We start from the raw sequence: 16916 nt of genomic DNA on the forward strand, positions 1-16916 counted from the left end.
CCCCCCGGTGGGTGGTGTTTGGTGTGGGTCCCCCCCAAACCCGCCACCCCCCCCCCGCCCTATAGACAAACCTCTGGTGTCGGCGGGGCCGGGGCACGCGGGGCCCCGGTCGGGGGGGCCCGCGCCGGGTTATTGAGCAGGGGCTGGGCGGCTGGGACGTCTACCCGGCCGCCTACCCGGCCGGGCCGGGGTTGCCGCAGACCCGCCCAGTGCCCGGAGCGTGGCCGTACAGCCGCCCGGCCGGGTCCTCGCAGTAGCAGGTACCGGGCAGGCTGTCGTGACACCAGCAGCCGCACGCGGCGCAGACCGGCGGGGTGCACTGGTCGTCGTGGAGTCGTTCGAGGATCCGGAGCCGGTCGCCGATGTCGTTGGCCTCGATGTCCCACCGGCCGGGCGGCAGGCCTGCGGCGGGCATCTGCTCGACGGCCAGGTCGTGCACGAGGCAGATCACGGCCGGGCCGGTGGGGGCGGCCACCGCGCAGTCGGCGGGATGCTCGATCTCCCACGCGCCGTCGCCGGCGACGGCCACGACGTGCCCGCTGACGGGCCGCTCGTCGGCGGGGATGGCTCGGCCGATCAGGGCACGTCCGTCGGCTCGGGCGTGGGCCAGGCGGCGCTGCACGTCGAGCGGCACCCCGTCGGCACCGAAGTCGAGGGGCTCGCCAGTGAAGAGCGCGTCGAGCAGGTGGTGGACGTAGGGCGGGGTCGTCGGCGCGGCGATCCGGCCGGCGGCGGCCAGTTGCATCAGGACGGCCCGGAACCGGTAGTCCTGGTCGGCGGCGGGCACCAGGCACCGGCAGGCGACCGTCCGTCCGCAGACGGGGCAGGGGGCGAGGCGGTACGCCTCAGCGGCGAGGGCCACGTCGGCGGTGGTGAACAGGGGCGGGTTGGTCATGGTCATCTCCACCAGCGGGTGCGGACGTACGTACGGGTTCGGCGGCGGCGGATAAGCAGGGGCACGAGGTGCCGGATCACCGCCGCCCGCACTACGCGGTTAGGCACGGTCGCCACCGACCGATCGGAGAGCGCCCGGCCGGCCGCTGGGCACGTCGGTCAGATCCAGGCCGGGAATCGGATCCGGGCGAGCCGGCGGCGGGATGCGCCTGTCGGTCAGCCCCTTCGCCCACGCCATCAGGGCGGCGGCCTGGTCCGGGTCGGTCTCCGGCTCGATGCGCAGTAGCCGGATCGTGGGAGTCGGGACCAGGTCGCCCTCGACGACGTCGTGTTTGATCGAGACGCAGTCGAGCACCACGATGGCGACGTGTTGGCCCTCCGGGTTCTCCAGCAGTTGCTGCCGGATCTCGCCGATGCCGTTGAGCTCGTATGGCGGCAGGGTGCCCTTGATCTTCGTCCCCATCAGGCCACCTGGGGGGTGTCGTCCGTGTCCGCCGAGCGGGCCTGCTCGGTGGCGGCGGTGAGGATCTGCTCGCCCCGGGTCGTGAGCCGGTAGAGCCGGATGCCCTCGTTGTCGGCGTCGCTGGTCAACTCGACCAGCAGGGCCGCCTTCAAGGGGCGCAACCGGGCTGTCGCCCGCCGGGTGTGGTGCCGGTTGTCCGAGAGTCGCTCGAAGTCGGGCCGGCTGAAGCGAGCATCCGCGTGGACGCGGCCGGCGTCGACGGCGGCGAGCAGGGCCACCTGGTCCTCATCGAGGATGATCTCCATCAGGGTCTCTCCGATCGGGTGTGTGGGGTTGGGGCGGTCAGGCCGCCGTGGTGGTGTGCTGGCCTCCGTCGAGCAGCACCAGGTGCCGGCCGCGGGGCGGCGGGGCGGGCACGGCCGGGGCCTGGGGCACCCGCCGCGGCGGGGCCGGCGGCGGAAGCGGCCGGGGCCCGTACCGCTCCAGCAGCAGCTCCGCGAGCAGCTCGTCGCGCGTCATCCGGCACCGGCCCGTGGGTCGAGCTGCTGGGCGCAGGCCGCGCAGTTCCGGCCGGTGTAGCGGTACGGGTTGCCGGAACGGGTCGCGGTGGTCGTCATGCCGCACAGGTGCGGGTACCGGCCGGCCACCGGGACCGGCCGGCCGAGCACGGTGGTGGCCACCAGCCACGTCCCGGGCGTCACGAGGCGCTCCGGCGGGGCCTGAGCCAGCGGCGTTGGCTGCGGCTGGTGCCGGCCCAGATCCCGTGCAGGCTGTCGGGTGGCTGCGCGAGCGCCCACGCCCGGCACGGCCGGTACAGCGGGCAGCGGTGGCAGTAGAGGGCGGCGGCGGCCGCCGCTGCTGCGGAGGTCTCGGGTTCGGGAAAGAACGTGGTGTCGTCCTCTGTGCCGGCGCACGCGGCCGGGCCGTGCGGGGTGTCAAGGAAGTCCGGGGCGGCGCTGCGGGTGCCGATCGGGCTCACCGGGACCACCGCCGGGCCTGCCGGGCGGAGCGGCGGTACGCGCCGGCCTCGGTCCAGGTGTAGCCGGTGGCGACCTGGCCGGTGGCGGAGATGACGGTCCACTGCCACCGCGGCCGCCACGGCGGCCGGGCCGAGTTGCGCAGCGGGTGGAACACGGCCGGCGCGGCGTCGGCGTCGGCGCGGTCGCTCACCGGGTGCCTTCACGGATCGCGCGTAGGGGCGGGTCGATCAGGCGCACCTCGTACCGGCCGGTGGGCAGAGACCCGCCGGGGACAGCGTCGAGTAGCTGTCGGGCCTCGCAGCGCGGCGACAGGCAGTCGGCGGGGTGCTGCACGGCGCGGGTGCCGTCGGCGACCTCGACCAGGTGCCGGTCCGGGGCGGGCCCGCCGGCCTGCGAGCCGGGCAGGGCCGGTGGCGTGTTGGCGGCGCGGACGACGTCCTCGGCCAGTGCCCAGCACACCCGGTCGGCGGCCGGCCAGCCGAGGACGGCCAGGACGGCGCGCGCCCCCCGGGCGGGGGCCCGGGGGGGGGGGGCGCCCGGGGGGGGGGGCCCCGCACGGCACCAGGTCGCCGCCGGACGGCGGCGCAGGACGCGGGTCGGCGACGTCGGGCGGTGCGGTGGCCGCGAGCGTGGCGTCGACCAGGGCGAGGCAGCGGTCGACGCCACGTTCATCGACCGGGCCGGCGCTACGGGGGTGCCGGGCGGCCAGGTCGGTCTCCCACATGGTGCGGCCGGGCGGCCGCGACCGCGTGTACGTCGACACCGGTTATTCCTCTCCGTCGGGGCGTTCGCCGAGAATCGCGGCGTCGCGGGCGCGGGCGGCGGCCGCGAGACCGGGCGGTAGCGGCCGGCGCGGAGGCAGCGCCGGCGCGGGCGGCGGGGTGTGCCGGACGTCGCCCGGCTCGCCGACGCGCCCGCAGTTGCGGCACGTCGCCCGCTGGCGGTGGTCCAGTCCGAGGTCCGGGTCGGCCACGAACTCCGGGCACTGGCGCGGCGGTGGCGGCTTCACGGCTGCGCCTCGTCGACGTCGGCGTCGTTGACGCCGGCCTGGTCGACGTCGGTCAGGCCGTCGAGCAGGTGCGGGCCGGCCTGCCCGGTTGCTCTGCCGGGCCGGGACAGGCCCGGCAGAGCAACCGGGGTGACCTGGGCCCGGGCCAGGGCGCGGCGCTTACGCCAGCACCCTGACCCGATCCGCCGGGCCCGGGCCACCGCGCTATGCACGGGGGTCCCGCAGTCCAGGCAGGGCACCTTGGGTTTGTCAGGCACGACCCGACCCATCCGCGCCGTCCGGGACCGGGGCCGGGGCCGCCGTGGTGGCGGCCGCCGGCTGCGGGTCGACCCGGGCCACCGCCGCGGCGCGCAGCTCATCGTGGAGCCGGGCGGGCAGCAGCTCGCCGAGCCGGTCCAGTGACATCGTGAGCGGGTCCAGCACCTCGGGCACCGCGATGATCGGCAGTTCCTGGGTGGACGTCGTCAGCGCCTCCGCTGTGACCACCGCGACCGGGGCTGGGTCCGCCGACGCCGGGGCCGGCGGGTCTGGCGGTGGGGCGGGCCGCAGGGCCCACAGGGCCGCGCCTAGCGGCGGAAGCTCAGCGATCGCTGGCACATGCTCCTCCTCAGGCATTGCAGTCGGTGGCCGCAGGCCGGCCCGGGGTCGGCACCGGCGGCGGCTGCGGTCGCTGCGATCTGGGCTGCGTGGTGACCCGCACGCCGAGTGCCTTGGCGTGCTGGCGGGCGGCGGCGCGCAGCGCGGTGCGGGCCGCCGCCTTGCTCCGGCCGCAGTCGATGACGACGACCTCGCCGCCGTCGGGCCGGTGCGTCACCGCCCACCCGGCCTCACGGCTGTAGCTGGCCTGCGCCAAGGGGTGCTCGGTGTCGGGGCGGTGGATCGTGTCGAGGGTGATGACCGCGTACATCGGCGCGTCGCGCGCGTAGTCGTGCTCCCAGACGCGGACCTCCGCGACGCCGTGGCAGCGTCGGGGCGGGGCAGCCGCGTCGAGCTTGCGCCAGGGCGGGATGGACCACGAGTAGCCGGGGCCGGTCCGGTCGGTCCACACCCGCACCGCCGAGAACTCGGTAGCCCGCTCGACGCGCTCAACGGTCTCCCACCGGCCCAGCGGCGACACGACCTGCCAGCCCTGGGCCACCTGCTCCGCCACGGGCCGAATGTCGTCGCAGCCCACGCACTTCTTGCTACCGCCGCAGATGCGGCAGGTCGGCTCGCGCCCGTCGAGGACCTGGGCGGCCAGGTCCCGGCGGTGGCGCAGGATCCGCAGGACGGCGGAGACCGCGCCGGCCGCGTCCGGGGCGATCTCGCCGACGGCGGTCCGCAACTCGGTCAGCGCCTGGTCGAAGTCGTAGTCGTCGGCCGGCAGGTACGGGACCCGCTGGGTGGCGTCGTACCGCTGGGACCACTCAGACACGGGGCTCATCGGGTGCCGCCGATCCGGTCGCGGAGCCGCAGTCGGGGGCGGGACCGCATCGGCCGGTCGTCCAGGGCCGGGTCGTAGGCGGCCACCGATCCGGGGGCCGCCCGCTTCGCCCGGTACATTGCCGCGTCTGCGCGCCGGAGGGTGGCGTGCAGGTCCCCGAGGACCACGGGGGCCAGGCCCACCGTGGCGGTCACCGTCACGGTGGGGCCGTCGGGCAGCGCCACCCGCCATGCCCGGTCGGGGGTGCCCTGCATCCGGCCCACGATGACCAGTTCGTCGCCGCCGAGGCGGGCGGCGATCGGCCAGCCGAGCAACTCGCCGGCGATAGCGGTCAGGACCGCGTCGCCGGCGGGGTGCCCGTACGTGTCGTTGATGGCCTTGAAGCGGTCCAGGTCGAGCAGGCCGAGCTGGTAGTCGCCCTGCACCGCCCACCACGCCCCGGCCAGGCCGGCCCGGTTGTAGAGACCCGTGAGCGGGTCGGTGCAGGCCTCGCGCCGAGCCTCCACAAGCTGCGCCTGCAGGAAGGCGACCCGGGCTTCCAGGTAGGCGATCCGCCCGGTGGGGTGACTGCCGCTGCCGGTGCTGGGTGTCGGCCCGAGCGGTCGGGGCGGGTGGGGTCGGACGTCGGTGACGTCCGGTACGATCGCGGTCATCTGGGTCTCCTGGTCTGTGGCGGGTCAGGATCTGGTGCTGGAGCCCTTGGCCGTTCGCGCGGCTGAGGGCTCGCGTCGTTAGGCCGAGGCCCGACGGCGCGTCTGCGCGCTGGACAGCGCCATGCGGCGGTAGTGCGCCTTCTTGAGCCGGTCGACCGCAGCCGCCAGCTCGGCCGGGGCGAGCACGCCGTCCGGGTCGGCCTTGCGCTCCCACTGCCGCTGCCGAGCGGCCCGGGCGGGCGCCAGGGCTGCGGTGCGGTCTGCCTGGCTGGTCACGCGGGACCAGCGGGTCAGCGACCCGATGGATGCGGCGAGCTGCCGCTGAGCCGGCGGCAAAGCCTGGAATCCCCGGCTCATCAGGCGGCGGCCCTGTCGGTACGGAAGGCGTCGGCGCGTTCCGGGCGCAGGATCTGCACCAGCGAGGCGTGGACGGTGACGCTGCACCGGGGCGAGTAGCCCAGCTCCAGCTTGCTGATGTACGCCTTGCTGACGCCGACCCGGGTGGCGAGTTGGAGGACGGACAGTCCCCGCTGCTTGCGCGCCTCGCGCAGCACGGGGCCGTCGATCGCGATGGCCGCGCTGGCGCGGCTTCGAGGCGACTTCATGGCGGAAACTGTAGGAACCTGTAGGGCGAAAGTCAACCAGGAACCTACAGGAAGCTCGAAACCTGCGCCTACCTGGCGTGAGTTACTTAACCCGCGCTTAATTCACGTTCACGAATCATCTAGCGCTCAGCAGGGCGGGTTTTTGTTTCCCGCAGTTTCCTGTCATCCTGTGCCTACATGAAGAAACCTTGACCCGAGAGCGCTGGTCGATGACCAAACGGATGAGCCCGGATCAGCGGGCTGCGGTAGGGAAGCTCGTACAGAGGCACCGCGCTGCGCGTGGGCTGAGCCAGGACGCCATGGCTGCCAGAGCGCCGATGAGCGCGGTCACCTGGGGTCGGGTCGAGGACGGCAAGGGCGTCCACGCCGCGACCTACGTCGGCGTCGAACGGGCCCTCGGTTGGCCCCTCGGGACGATCGCGCGCTACGTCGACACGGGCGAGGAGCCGCCGGCGCCCACGAGCGGCGAGACAGACGTAGCCGAGCAGGACCAGGACATCGTGGAGTCCGTCTTGGACGGGCCCTATCCGGACGCGGTCAAGGTGCTGCTCGTCAAGGCGCTGCGGTCCGACGGCGACCCGGTCGATGCGCTCCTGGATGCCGCAGCCCCGGACGGGGACAAGATCAGGGCGATCAGGGCGCTGCGCGAGCTGCGGTCAGGAGGGTCACGAGCGAGCCCCGCACGGTCCGCAGATCGGGCCCGAACAGCCTAGCCAGCGACCAATCGCTTATCGGCTTCGCGCTGCCTGTGATGGCGCTCAGAGCCTCCAACCGTACGATGCTCCGGCGGTCTCTGCTTGTAAGCGAGATGTCGCCGGTTCGATCCCGGCCGGGGGCTCCATATTTTCGCCGGCGTCCCGGAGGACGGTATTCCGGCTGTCGCGCAGGCGTCCGTCCGCGCTGGACGGAGGTGGGATGAGTCGCGCGGTGGAGGAGTCCAACCGGGCCATGCTCCGTGCCCGGGACGCCATGGACCGCTCGTACGCCGAGTTGCTCGACATCCCTGCCCTGGCCCGGATCGCGCACGTCTCCGAGGCGCACTTCATCCGCACCTTCCGCGCCACCTTCGGCGAGACCCCGCACCGGTACCTGCAACGGCGTCGGGTCGAGCGGGCCATGTACCTGCTCGCCCAGACCGACCGGGATGTCACGGAGGTCTGCTTCGCGGTGGGGTTCAACAGCCTCGGCACCTTCAGCCGGACGTTCCGCCGGATCGTCGGGGAGTCGCCGACGGAGTACCGCCGGCGCAAGGGCCCGGTGGACGTGCCCGCGTGCTTCACCAAGGCATGGATGCGACCTAGTGTCGTCTTTTGACGGCTGGCTTAAGTGAGGATCTGGTAGGTGGTCCTGGTCCAGATGGGCGGTTGGCAGCGTTCGTTGCAGGCGTCGATGAAGGTCAGGAACTCGCCGAGACGTGTTATGGCCGCCGGTCACGTACGGGGGCGGGCACGGGATTCACAAGGCCACCGTTGTATGCGGCGATCACGAGTTGCACCCGGTCGCGGGCCCCGAGCTTGTTCAGCAGGTGCGAGACGTGGGACTTGACGGTCTTGACGGCGATGGTGAGATGCCCGGCGATTTCGTCGTTGGACAGACCCTGCCCGATGAGGCCGAGTACCTCGGCCTCCCGGGCGGTCAACTGGTCGAGCAGGGATTGTGCGGGAACGGCAGGGCCGGTGTGCTGCCTGCAGACGTAGTGCTCGACCAAGCGCGCCAGGATCGACGGGGCGAAGAGCGATTCGCCGTTGTGCGTACGCCTGATGGCGTCGAGTAGATCGTCGGGCCGGCTGTCCTTCAGCAGGAAACCACTGGCTCCGGCACGGAGCGCGTGGAAGACGTGCTCGTCGAGGTCGAACATGCTCAGGACCAGCACTCGGGTGTGCCCGAGCTCCGGCAGTCGGCAGATGCCCCGGGTCGCCTCGATGCCGTCGAGCCGCGGCATCCTGACGTCCATGAGCACCACGTCGGGCGCGGTGGCCTCGGCCGCGGCGATCGCCTCCATCCCGTCGCCGGCCTGTCCGACCACAGCGAGATCGGGCTCGGCGTCGATGATCATCGCGAGGCTCCGTCGGAGTAGGGGTTCGTCGTCGACGAGAACGACCCGCAAGGGCCGGTTGGATCCGCTCATACCGCTCCCTCGGGGATGATGGCCTCGAGACGGAACCCCACACGATCCCCGTGCTCTTTTGCGCGCGGCTCGGCCGTCAGGGCACCACCCAGGCTGTTCACCCGTTCCCGCAGCCCGATGAGGCCGTGCCCGGCGCCTGGCCGGACGGCCCAGCCCCGGTTCGGCCCGTCGTCGTCGATGGTCACACTGACTGCCGCCGGGGTCCGCGTCAGACGGACGTCGACCCTGGTCGAGCCAGCGTAACGCGCGCTGTTGGCCAGCCCTTCGCGGACGACCCGGCAGATCGCCACCTGGGCGCCCGGGGACACCGCGCCGAGCTCTTCCTGGGTCAACTCCACGTCCAGACCGGCCCGGCGGGCGCCCTCGATGATCTCCGGCAGGGACGCCAGGGTCTCCGTCGGGTGGCGGGTGGGCCGGTCGTCGGCCTCCCGTAGCGCGTCCAGCATGCGGCGCAGCTCGACCGTCGCCTTCCGGCTGATGGCCTCCACGTCCTCGATGGCGGCCAGCAGCGCTTGATCGTCCGGCTTGCGTGCGTGCAGGTGCGCCGCGGCGGCCGCCCGCACGGTGATCATGCCCAGGCCGTGAGAGACGATGTCGTGCAGGTCGCGGGCTAGGCGCAGGCGCTCCGCGAGCACCGCCTCCGCGATGTCGCGGCGCGCCATCACCGTCTCGTGCTCGGCGCGCTCGACCCGTAGTCGGACGATCGCCCAGACGGAGACCGCCGCGAAGCCGAGCAGCAGGACGGTGACGAATGGCCAGGTGAGCCCGAGCGCGAGCACGGACGTCATCACGACGAGTAGCGCGCCGGCCGACAGTAGCAACCATGATCGACGAGAGCGATGCCGGCTCGCGATCATGCGGTGCAGCCTACCGTTACCAGGCTCCGTGGCGTACGAAGCGCGAGTTCGTGCCTCCCGGGCACCCGCATCGGACCACGGTCTGACGGACTCAGGGCCGACGAGCGACCTCCAATGCCGCCCACGGCCCGATGCTCCGGCGCGCTCCACATGGTTGTTTGGACACGGCGAGTGGCATCACCTTCGCCACGGTGTCCAGATCGCCCGGGAGGGTCGTTGTACAGGCGCGTGGTAATGGCGGTCGCGGGAGCGTTGTTCACCCTGCTGGCTCTGGTGGCGGTGGTCGTCACCGATCTGCACGACCGGGACTTTCCCCAGGCCATGGGCGCGCAGAGCAGGCTGGGCCTGGACTTCGGCGAGTCGCAGTTCAGCGACCGGGAAGCCTTCACAACATTGACGCAAATGGATGTTGAATGGAGCCTGGGGCTGGTCAGGATCGCCCCGGAACTGGTTGGCGACAGCGACGAGCGGATCTTCGTGGCCCTCAACGACGGGAGCCTGCCCGCGACGTTCCGCTGGTTCAACGGCGCCGGCGCGGGAAGGGTCGTCGGCAGGGACCGGCTGGCAAACTCGTCGCCCGACGGCTTCTATCTGGTCACCGGGGACACCGCCCAGCTCGCCGAGTTGGAGAGCCGGCTGAGCAGCACGGGCGTACGGGTGACCCGCATCGACGCGTCCGTGACCCACAGTCTCTGGTTCGCCATGCGGGAGGGCGGCTTCGCCGCGGCCGTCCTGGCCGCTTTCGCCCTCATCGCGGCGCTGGCGCTGTTCTGGCTGTCGATGAAGGCGCGCAGCCGCGCGCTCCGGGTGCTCGGCGGCTGCCCCACGTTGCGCATTCAGGCACAGGACCTGGGCGGGTTCGCGGCCGCACTGCTCGTTCCGGCGGCCGCTGTCACTCTCGCGGCCGCCGCCTATGTGGGCCTTTCTCGTGGCTGGCTGTACGTCGGCGTCTTCGTCAAGGCACTGGCCGGCGTGGAGGTCGCGGTCATCGCCGTGTCACTGCTCGTCGCCCTGACCATGTCGGCCTCCGCCTGGCCGAGCGCCACGATGCTCGCCACCCGGCAGCCTGCGGTGAAGAGCCTTCGCTCGGCGGCCGTGGTCGTCCAAGCGCTGACGTTTCTGCTGGTGTTGGGCGTGGCCGGGCCGGCATGGTCGGCGTATCGCAGCTCGTCCGCCATGGCCGCAGAGATGGCGCAGTGGAAGAACCTCGCGGATCAGGTCGCGGTCCAGTTCGGAATGAGCGATGACGAGATGACCAGTCTCGAATCCCGGATCGGAAACCTGGTCAAGGATGGCGAATCGGCCGGGGTGATCGCGTACTCGTACACCTTCTCGGACGAGACATGGGGAGGCGATTTCGGCGACTACTCGGCGATCACCTTCGTGAACCAGCGGTGGCTCGATCTGATGACGACGAACGCGCCGCCGGACGCGCTCACGCCGGTGCCGTACGAGCGTGTGAGCAGCATGCTTTCCCGGGAGTTCGGCGAGACGTTCTCGCTGTGGTCGAGAGACCGGCGTTCCGGGGAAGAGGTCCTGTCGGGGTTCGGATTCCTGCGGCCCGCCGGCGGATTCCGGATGCCTGTCGCCCAGGGTGGCGGCGGGGATCTGAGTTTCCTGGACGATGTCCTCGTCGCCGTAATGCCCTCCCTGCATCAGACGTTCAATGATCGGAACCTGACGTCGATGGTCTCGACGAGGAACATCCTGTTCACCGGCGTGGCGGCCACCCAGGCGTTGCTTGAGCGCGGAGACCCTTCCGCCGAAACCCTGAGCGGCCGGGGGATCAACGGTGACCTGAGTGTGGTCTACGTCGCGGAGGAAGGGATCCTTCGGGCGCAGTTCATGGCGTACGTGGTCTGGCTCATGAATCTCGCGCTCACCGCCTTGGTCGTCGCCTTCACGGTCGCGGCCGTGATCAGCGCTCTGATCACCGCACTGCTGCATGCGAAGCGCGACTTTCCGTTGCGGCTGTCCGGCCGGCCGTGGGCGCGGATCCTGCAGAGCCGGGTGTCCAAGGAGTTGCTAACCGGCGCGGCGCTCGTGTCCCTCGTGGCGCTGTTCCAGAGACCCGACTCCACAGGGGCCCTGCTGGTGGCCGCGTTGTTCGGGATGTTCGTTGTCCCGCTGAGCCATCTGTGGGCCGCGAACTGGTGTTTCTCCGGCGTCAGCAGGCGTCGAATCTGATGGGAGCTCCCATGCTGATTGAGGCCGAGGCCGTTTCCGTGGCGATCGGTGGGCGGCTGGTGCTCGATGGCGAATCCGTACGTTGCGAGCCCGGGACGATGACCGCCCTCGTGGGCCCGAGCGGATCAGGGAAGACCACGCTGCTGCACTGCCTCGGGCTGCTGCTCCCGGTCGACCGGGGCCGCGTCCTGATCGACGGGAAGAACGTCACGAGGTACGGCTTGGCGGCACGGCGCCGCTTCTGGCGTGACCACGCTGCATTCGTCCTGCAGGACTACGGGATCATGGACGAGGAGTCGGTTGCCTTCAACGTCACGATGCAGTCGAGCCCGCTGGGCAAGCGGGCCACCGGCGACGGGAAGCGGCTGGCACAGGTTCTCGATCAGACCGGGCTGGCGGGTCGGCGGGATGAGGCGGCCAGTCACCTCAGTGGCGGTGAGAAGCAGCGGCTCGCGCTGGCCCGCGCCATCTACAAGCGAGCCGCGATCGTGTTCGTTGACGAGCCCACCGCGTCGCTCGACGCCGCCAACCGGCGGAAGGTCATCGCTCTGCTTGCGGAGTTCGCCGCCGACGGCTGCACGGTCGTCGTGTCCACGCATGACTCCGAGATGATCGAGGCCTGCGGTTCACGCCACGAGATCGGGAGCGGACGAACTGTCGCGCAACCCGTCGATCAGTCCCACTAGTGGAAGGACCTGCCATGTCACTGCTATCCAAGATCGCGATTGGCGCCGTCGCGGTGGTTGCCATCGGCGCGGGTGCGGCCGCGGTTCTCGGCGCCGCGTTCCCAACGTCGACCGACACCCACCCACCCTGCGAGGAACTGCCGACCGCCGCCGAGGCCAGCGCAGCGTTGACCAGGAGCGAGTCCCTCGCCACCGACATCGCGGCGCTGGGCAAGGGAATCTCGGTCGAGGTGGGCTCCCCGTGCCCCAAGGGCCAGGACCGTGCGCTGATCCAGGTGACCTACGGATCGAAGCCGGAGCGTGAGGCGATCAGCGGCCTACTCGCGCGCCGCGACGGGTTCGGTGTTCCGGTGCACCTCGTCGAGAGGTAGCCGGATGACACGCCTGTGGCTCGGTGAGCATCGTTCGCCGAGCCACAGGTGTCAGAGCAGGGTCAGCAGGTGCGGTGGTGGCAGCTGGCCTCGACCAGGACCGCCGACCAGATCCTCACCAAAGTCAACCGTCAAAGAACTCAGACACGCGACCTAGCAGTTTTGGATAAGCAGCAGGTCAGGCCGGTCGAATAGCGTGATCGGCATGACGATGAACGCGATCAGCCGCTCCCAGATCTACGTGCTCGACCAGGACGAGGCCCTCGACTTCTACGTCGGCAAGCTCGGCATGGAGGTCAACACCGACCAGGACCTCGGCTTCATGCGCTGGCTGACGGTCAACCTGCCCGGCGACCCGACGCGGGAGATCCTGCTGGAGACGCCCGGCTCGCCGGCCCTGGACCCGGCCACCGCCGAGCAGGTCCGCGAGCTGCTCACCAAGGGGGCGCTGGGCGGCTACCTCTTCATGACCACCGACGACGCGCACAAGACGTACGAGGGTCTGGTGGCCAAGGGCGTGGAGATCACCGACGAGCCGACCGAGCGCCCGTACGGCATCGACTTCGGCATTCGGGACCCGTTCGGCAACAAGATCCGTATCGGTCAGATGTTCCCGCGCGGCTGAGCGGGGCGGGTGGGGCGCGGGAGTCGCGGGTTAGCATCGCGCCTCCCGACCCGTACGAGGTGACGATGGCGAGCCGCCTGCTGTTCCTGGCCCGGCACGGTGAGCAGGACCGGCCCGCCGGCACTACCGACGACCCGCCGGAGGTGGGGCTCTCCGCCCGGGGTCGGCGGCAGGCGGCCCTGCTCGGCGAGCGGCTGGCCGGGGTGCCCTTCACCGCCGTCCACCACGGGCCGCTGCCCCGGGCCGCGGAGACCGCCGGCCTGGTCGCCCGGCAGCTGCCCGGGATCCCGGTGTACGCCACCGAGCTGGCCGGCGACCACCTGCCGCACGACACCGATCCGACCGGCCTGCCCTCGGCGTACGCGAGGCTCCTGGCCGGGTTCTCCGCGAGCGAGCGGGTCGACGGGCCGCGGCTGACGGCGGCGGCCGTCGCGCGGTTCGCCGCCCCGCCGGCCGACGGGGACGACCGGGTGCTGGTGGTCACCCACACGTTCCTGATCGCCTGGCTGGTCCGGCACGCGCTGGACGCCCCGCCCGGGCGTTGGCTGGGGCTGAACCACCACAACGCCGGGCTCAGTGTGATCCGCTACAGCTCGGCCGGGCCGCCGACCCTCGTCGCCGTCAACGACGTGGCCCACCTGCCGGCCGAGCTGCGCGGCACCGGGCTGCCCCCGGACTACCGGTTCTGAGCCCGGCTACCGGTTCTGAGCCCCGTCGGTTCTGAGCCCGGCCGCGCATCGGCGGGCAGTCAGCCGGCGAGGAGGCTCACCACGGCGGGTTGCGTCGGCACCGCCCCGTGGCTTCCTCTCCACGCATCGGCCCGGGTCGATCTCGGGTCAGTCGACGGCGGTGAAAACGAGCGTGGCCAGATCCGACGCCGCCTGCGGTGGCTGGCCGGCCACCGGGCAGTCGGTCCAGTCGATCGTGGCGGTGCCGACGGTGAGCCGGTATTCGTAGGCGTCGGAACAGCGGCCGGCGGCGTCGGCAGTGCCGCCCTCGGTGAGCCGGGGTTCGGCGGTGAGTCGCCGCAGCTGGTCCAGGGCCGTCGCGCCGAGCCGGCCGGTACGTCGGGTGCCGGCGCGGTCGACCGCCGTCCACCGGCCGTCCGGTTCGACGGTGACCGTGTCGTCGCGCCCGGGGAAGCCGCCTGAGCGGCGCAGCACCACCCGGGCGGCGGGCGCGGGGGACGCCTCGGCCGGACCGGGGGTTGCGGCGGTCGCCTCGGGTGCCGCGGTCGTGGTGGACGACGTGTCGGCGGCGGACGGGACGGCGGTGGACGTCGACGGCGCGGGCGCGCCGGGGTCGCCGGCCGAGCATCCGCTCGCCGTCGTCAGCAGGGCGGCGAGCAGGGCGAGGCGCAGGGGAGTCGAGCTCATGTCCGTCGGACGTATCCGGACTCCGCCCGGTTCCGTCACCTTGGCCTCCTCATCCTTTCGGTCAGTGTTGCGGACCGGTAGTGGCCGCCCTCTTCCACTTTTGTCGATCAATCACTATATCTACATGCGTGACTATTCTTGTCACACATTCCTTGCCAGGAGGGCACGTGAAGAAAACCCTCGCCGCCGCCAGTGCAGCGCTGCTTACCGGCGGCCTGCTGACCTGCGTCGTCACCACGGCGCAAGCGGCAGCCCCCACCGCCCCCGCTCCGGAACGCGCCGAGTCCGTCCTCAGTAGCAACCCCGGCGCCGTCCAGGGTGCCAGCGGAGAGGCGTACCAGGCCGTCCGGACGAAGGTGGACGCCAGCGGTGCGTCGCACACCCGCTACTCCCGGACGTACAACGGCCTGCGCGTCTACGGCGGTGACTTCGTCATCCACGCCAAGGCCAACGGCGAGTACGCCGGAGCCTCGGTGGGTCTCGCGGCTCCGTTGACCCTGAGCACCAGCGCGAAGGTTCCCTCGGCCAGCGCCAAGGAGGCCGCGCGCAAGGTGTTCTCGGGTTCCCTGACCGGCGTGGGCGCCCCGGAGCTTTTCGTCGACGCCAGTTCCGGTAAGGGCCGGTTGGCGTGGGAGACCGTCGCTTCCGGTTGGAAGGCCGACAAGCAGACCCCGTCGAAGCTGCACGTGATCACCGACGCCGTCAGCGGCAAGGTGATCGGCTCGTACGACGAGATCGAGACGGTCACCGGCAGCGGCACGGGCATCTACACCGGTGCGGTCAGCGTCGACACCACGCTCTCCGGCAGCACCTACAACATGATCGACCCGGTGCGCGGCAACGGCCGCACCTGCGACATGAACAACGGCACGTCGACCTGCACCACGTTCACCGACGCCGACAACGTCTGGGGCAACGGCGCCAACACCAACCGGCAGTCCGCCGGCGTGGACGCCCACTTCGGTGCCGCGATGACGTTCGACTACTTCAAGAACGTGCACGGCCGCAACGGCATCTTCGGCAACGGCACCGGCGTGCCGAGCCGGGTGCACTACGGCAACGCCTACGTCAACGCCTTCTGGGACGGCGCCCAGATGACCTACGGCGACGGTTCCGGCAACTCCCGGCCGCTGGTCTCCCTCGACGTGGCCGGCCACGAGATGAGCCACGGCGTCACCGAGGCCGTCGCTGGCCTGGTGTACTCCGCCGAGTCCGGTGGCCTCAACGAGTCCACCAGCGACATCTTCGGCAACATGGTCGAGTTCTACGCCAACGCACCCAGCGACCCGGGCGACTACCAGGTCGGCGAGAAGATCAACATCAACGGCAACAACACGCCGCTGCGCTACATGTACAACCCGACGCTGGACGGCTCGTCCGACTCGTGCTGGTCGACCAGCACGAAGAACAAGGACGTCCACTACTCCTCCGGCGTGGGCAACCACTTCTTCTTCAACCTCGCCGAGGGCACCGGCGCCACCGCGTACGGCACCTCGCCGGTCTGCGGCACCGCCCCCGCGGTGACCGGCATCGGCCGGACCAAGGCCGAGAAGATCTGGTTCCGGGCACTGGACGTGTACTTCACCTCCAACACCTCCTACGTCAACACCACCACCCCGGCGAACACCTCCCGCGCCTACACCCTCCGGGCCGCCACCGACCTGTACGGCAACTGCTCCACGGAGTACAAGGCCGTCCAGGCTTCGTGGACCGCGGTGAACGTGGCCGGCAACGACGCGCCCTGCTCGTCGACCGGTAACGACTTCTCCGTCACGCTCTCGCCGACCTCCGGCTCGGTCGCCCCGGGCGGCTCCGTCGCCACCACCGTGGCCACCGCCACCACCAGCGGCACCGCGCAGACCGTCACGTTCTCCGCGTCCGGCCTGCCGACCGGCGCGACCGCGTCGTTCAACCCGGCCTCGGTGACCTCGGGCGCCTCGTCGACCCTCACCATCGCCACCACGGCCGGCACCCCGGCGGGCACCTACACCGTCACGGTGACCGGCACCGGCGTGGTGGCCAAGACGGCGACCTACTCGCTGACCGTCACCGGCACCGGCGGCTGCACCGGCGCGGGCCAGAAGCTCGGCAACCCCGGCTTCGAGTCCGGCAACACGGTGTGGACGGCCAGCTCCGGCGTCATCGGCCAGCACGGCACCAGCCAGCCCGCCCGCACCGGCACCTGGGGCGCCTGGATGAACGGCTACGGCAGCACCCGTACCGAGACGCTCTCCCAGTCGGTGAGCGTGCCGTCGGGCTGCAGCTCGTACAACTTCAGCTTCTGGCTGCACATCGACTCGGCCGAGACCACCACCAGCACCCAGTACGACAAGCTCGCGGTGCAGGTGCTCAACTCGTCCGGGACCGTGCTGGCGACCCTGGCCACCTACTCGAACCTGAACAAGGCCGCCGGGTACAGCCAGAAGTCGTTCTCGCTGGCCTCGTACGCCGGTCAGACCGTCACCCTGAAGTTCAACGGCACGGAGGACGTCTCGCTGCAGACCTCCTTCGTCATCGACGACACCGCGCTCAACGTCGCCTGACGTAGCCGTACCGTCGGCGGGCCCGTCGGCCACCCCACTCGGGTGGTCGGCGGGCCCGCGCCGTTATGGTCGCCGTACCGCCCCCGGCGCGTCCGCGCCGTCGACCGGGCCGGCGA

At 71.5% G+C, this 16916-nt stretch carries 26 protein-coding genes; 8 read left to right on the forward strand and 18 right to left on the reverse strand.

Annotated features, from left to right (window positions below):
* Positions 1–172: 172 nt before the first annotated feature.
* The 15 genes from SNR22_RS25155 to SNR22_RS25225 all read right to left on the reverse strand — a co-directional run bounded on the left by SNR22_RS25155 (position 173) and on the right by SNR22_RS25225 (position 6027).
* Positions 173–895 (reverse strand): hypothetical protein, encoded by a 723-nt coding sequence (locus SNR22_RS25155; protein ID WP_320069129.1) that lies wholly within the window; start codon positions 893–895, stop codon positions 173–175.
* A 99-nt stretch (positions 896–994) separates the two neighbouring features.
* The gene (locus tag SNR22_RS25160) at positions 995–1357 is read right to left on the reverse strand and encodes a hypothetical protein (protein ID WP_320069130.1); all 363 of its coding nucleotides are present in this window, start codon (positions 1355–1357) and stop codon (positions 995–997) included.
* A complete protein-coding gene (locus SNR22_RS25165; RefSeq protein ID WP_320069131.1) occupies positions 1357–1662 on the reverse strand; it encodes a hypothetical protein in 306 nt (101 codons plus the stop codon). Before SNR22_RS25165 ends, SNR22_RS25160 begins: the two co-directional genes overlap by 1 nt.
* A 37-nt stretch (positions 1663–1699) precedes the next feature.
* Positions 1700–1876 carry a hypothetical protein gene (locus SNR22_RS25170; protein WP_320069132.1) on the reverse strand — a complete coding sequence of 59 codons (177 nt, stop codon included), beginning with the start codon at positions 1874–1876 and terminating at the stop codon, positions 1700–1702.
* Complete coding sequence (locus SNR22_RS25175; protein WP_320069133.1) at positions 1873–2058, reverse strand: hypothetical protein; 186 nt, start codon at positions 2056–2058, stop codon at positions 1873–1875. Before SNR22_RS25175 ends, SNR22_RS25170 begins: the two co-directional genes overlap by 4 nt.
* Positions 2055–2336 (reverse strand): WhiB family transcriptional regulator, encoded by a 282-nt coding sequence (locus tag SNR22_RS25180; RefSeq protein ID WP_320069134.1) that lies wholly within the window; start codon positions 2334–2336, stop codon positions 2055–2057. Before SNR22_RS25180 ends, SNR22_RS25175 begins: the two co-directional genes overlap by 4 nt.
* Positions 2333–2527, reverse strand: coding sequence for a hypothetical protein (locus SNR22_RS25185; protein WP_320069135.1), 195 nt, complete (start codon positions 2525–2527; stop codon positions 2333–2335). Before SNR22_RS25185 ends, SNR22_RS25180 begins: the two co-directional genes overlap by 4 nt.
* Positions 2524–2796, reverse strand: coding sequence for a hypothetical protein (locus tag SNR22_RS25190; protein WP_320069136.1), 273 nt, complete (start codon positions 2794–2796; stop codon positions 2524–2526). Before SNR22_RS25190 ends, SNR22_RS25185 begins: the two co-directional genes overlap by 4 nt.
* A 307-nt stretch (positions 2797–3103) precedes the next feature.
* A complete protein-coding gene (locus tag SNR22_RS25195) occupies positions 3104–3346 on the reverse strand; it encodes a hypothetical protein (RefSeq protein WP_320069137.1) in 243 nt (80 codons plus the stop codon).
* Positions 3343–3603: a hypothetical protein gene (locus tag SNR22_RS25200; RefSeq protein WP_320069138.1), complete on the reverse strand. Its 261-nt coding sequence runs from the start codon at positions 3601–3603 to the stop codon at positions 3343–3345. The genes SNR22_RS25195 and SNR22_RS25200 overlap by 4 nt, the downstream gene beginning before the upstream one ends.
* The gene (locus SNR22_RS25205) at positions 3596–3943 is read right to left on the reverse strand and encodes a hypothetical protein (RefSeq protein WP_320069139.1); all 348 of its coding nucleotides are present in this window, start codon (positions 3941–3943) and stop codon (positions 3596–3598) included. Before SNR22_RS25205 ends, SNR22_RS25200 begins: the two co-directional genes overlap by 8 nt.
* Positions 3944–3953: 10 nt before the next feature.
* Entirely contained in the window at positions 3954–4760 is an 807-nt protein-coding gene (locus SNR22_RS25210; RefSeq protein ID WP_320069140.1) for a hypothetical protein, read from the reverse strand.
* Positions 4761–4765: 5 nt separating this feature from the next.
* Positions 4766–5422, reverse strand: coding sequence for a GGDEF domain-containing protein (locus SNR22_RS25215; protein WP_320069141.1), 657 nt, complete (start codon positions 5420–5422; stop codon positions 4766–4768).
* Between the two features lie 78 nt (positions 5423–5500).
* Complete coding sequence (locus tag SNR22_RS25220; RefSeq protein ID WP_320069142.1) at positions 5501–5779, reverse strand: hypothetical protein; 279 nt, start codon at positions 5777–5779, stop codon at positions 5501–5503.
* Positions 5779–6027 (reverse strand): helix-turn-helix domain-containing protein, encoded by a 249-nt coding sequence (locus tag SNR22_RS25225; protein ID WP_320069143.1) that lies wholly within the window; start codon positions 6025–6027, stop codon positions 5779–5781. Before SNR22_RS25225 ends, SNR22_RS25220 begins: the two co-directional genes overlap by 1 nt.
* Before the next feature lie 221 nt (positions 6028–6248).
* On the opposite strand from SNR22_RS25225, the gene SNR22_RS25230 reads away from it, so the two are divergent.
* Positions 6249–6740: a helix-turn-helix transcriptional regulator gene (locus SNR22_RS25230; RefSeq protein WP_320069217.1), complete on the forward strand. Its 492-nt coding sequence runs from the start codon at positions 6249–6251 to the stop codon at positions 6738–6740.
* A gap of 202 nt (positions 6741–6942) precedes the next feature.
* A complete protein-coding gene (locus SNR22_RS25235; protein ID WP_320069144.1) occupies positions 6943–7341 on the forward strand; it encodes an AraC family transcriptional regulator in 399 nt (132 codons plus the stop codon).
* 103 nt (positions 7342–7444) lie between these two features.
* Here SNR22_RS25235 and SNR22_RS25240 read toward each other — a convergent pair whose 3' ends face one another.
* Together SNR22_RS25240 and SNR22_RS25245 are read right to left on the reverse strand one after the other, a co-directional pair.
* On the reverse strand, positions 7445–8155 hold the full coding sequence (locus SNR22_RS25240) for a response regulator transcription factor (protein WP_320069145.1): 711 nt from the start codon (positions 8153–8155) through the stop codon (positions 7445–7447).
* Complete coding sequence (locus tag SNR22_RS25245; RefSeq protein ID WP_320069146.1) at positions 8152–8943, reverse strand: sensor histidine kinase; 792 nt, start codon at positions 8941–8943, stop codon at positions 8152–8154. The genes SNR22_RS25240 and SNR22_RS25245 overlap by 4 nt, the downstream gene beginning before the upstream one ends.
* A gap of 321 nt (positions 8944–9264) precedes the next feature.
* Between SNR22_RS25245 and SNR22_RS25250 the strand changes: the two genes are divergently transcribed.
* The 5 genes from SNR22_RS25250 to SNR22_RS25270 all read left to right on the forward strand — a co-directional run bounded on the left by SNR22_RS25250 (position 9265) and on the right by SNR22_RS25270 (position 13570).
* Positions 9265–11199 carry a hypothetical protein gene (locus tag SNR22_RS25250; protein WP_320069147.1) on the forward strand — a complete coding sequence of 645 codons (1935 nt, stop codon included), beginning with the start codon at positions 9265–9267 and terminating at the stop codon, positions 11197–11199.
* A gap of 11 nt (positions 11200–11210) precedes the next feature.
* Positions 11211–11885: an ABC transporter ATP-binding protein gene (locus SNR22_RS25255; protein WP_320069148.1), complete on the forward strand. Its 675-nt coding sequence runs from the start codon at positions 11211–11213 to the stop codon at positions 11883–11885.
* Between the two features lie 14 nt (positions 11886–11899).
* A complete protein-coding gene (locus SNR22_RS25260; protein ID WP_320069149.1) occupies positions 11900–12256 on the forward strand; it encodes a hypothetical protein in 357 nt (118 codons plus the stop codon).
* Between the two features lie 205 nt (positions 12257–12461).
* A complete protein-coding gene (locus SNR22_RS25265; RefSeq protein WP_320069150.1) occupies positions 12462–12881 on the forward strand; it encodes a VOC family protein in 420 nt (139 codons plus the stop codon).
* A gap of 65 nt (positions 12882–12946) precedes the next feature.
* Positions 12947–13570: a histidine phosphatase family protein gene (locus SNR22_RS25270; RefSeq protein WP_320069151.1), complete on the forward strand. Its 624-nt coding sequence runs from the start codon at positions 12947–12949 to the stop codon at positions 13568–13570.
* A gap of 147 nt (positions 13571–13717) precedes the next feature.
* Here the strand turns inward: SNR22_RS25270 and SNR22_RS25275 are convergent, their stop codons facing one another.
* Entirely contained in the window at positions 13718–14257 is a 540-nt protein-coding gene (locus SNR22_RS25275; RefSeq protein WP_320069152.1) for a hypothetical protein, read from the reverse strand.
* 167 nt (positions 14258–14424) lie between these two features.
* On the opposite strand from SNR22_RS25275, the gene SNR22_RS25280 reads away from it, so the two are divergent.
* Complete coding sequence (locus SNR22_RS25280; RefSeq protein WP_320069153.1) at positions 14425–16800, forward strand: M4 family metallopeptidase; 2376 nt, start codon at positions 14425–14427, stop codon at positions 16798–16800.
* The last annotated feature ends 116 nt before the right edge of the window (positions 16801–16916 follow it).

The organism is Micromonospora sp. RTGN7 (assembly GCF_033804645.1).
Classification (GTDB): Bacteria; Actinomycetota; Actinomycetes; order Mycobacteriales; family Micromonosporaceae; genus Micromonospora.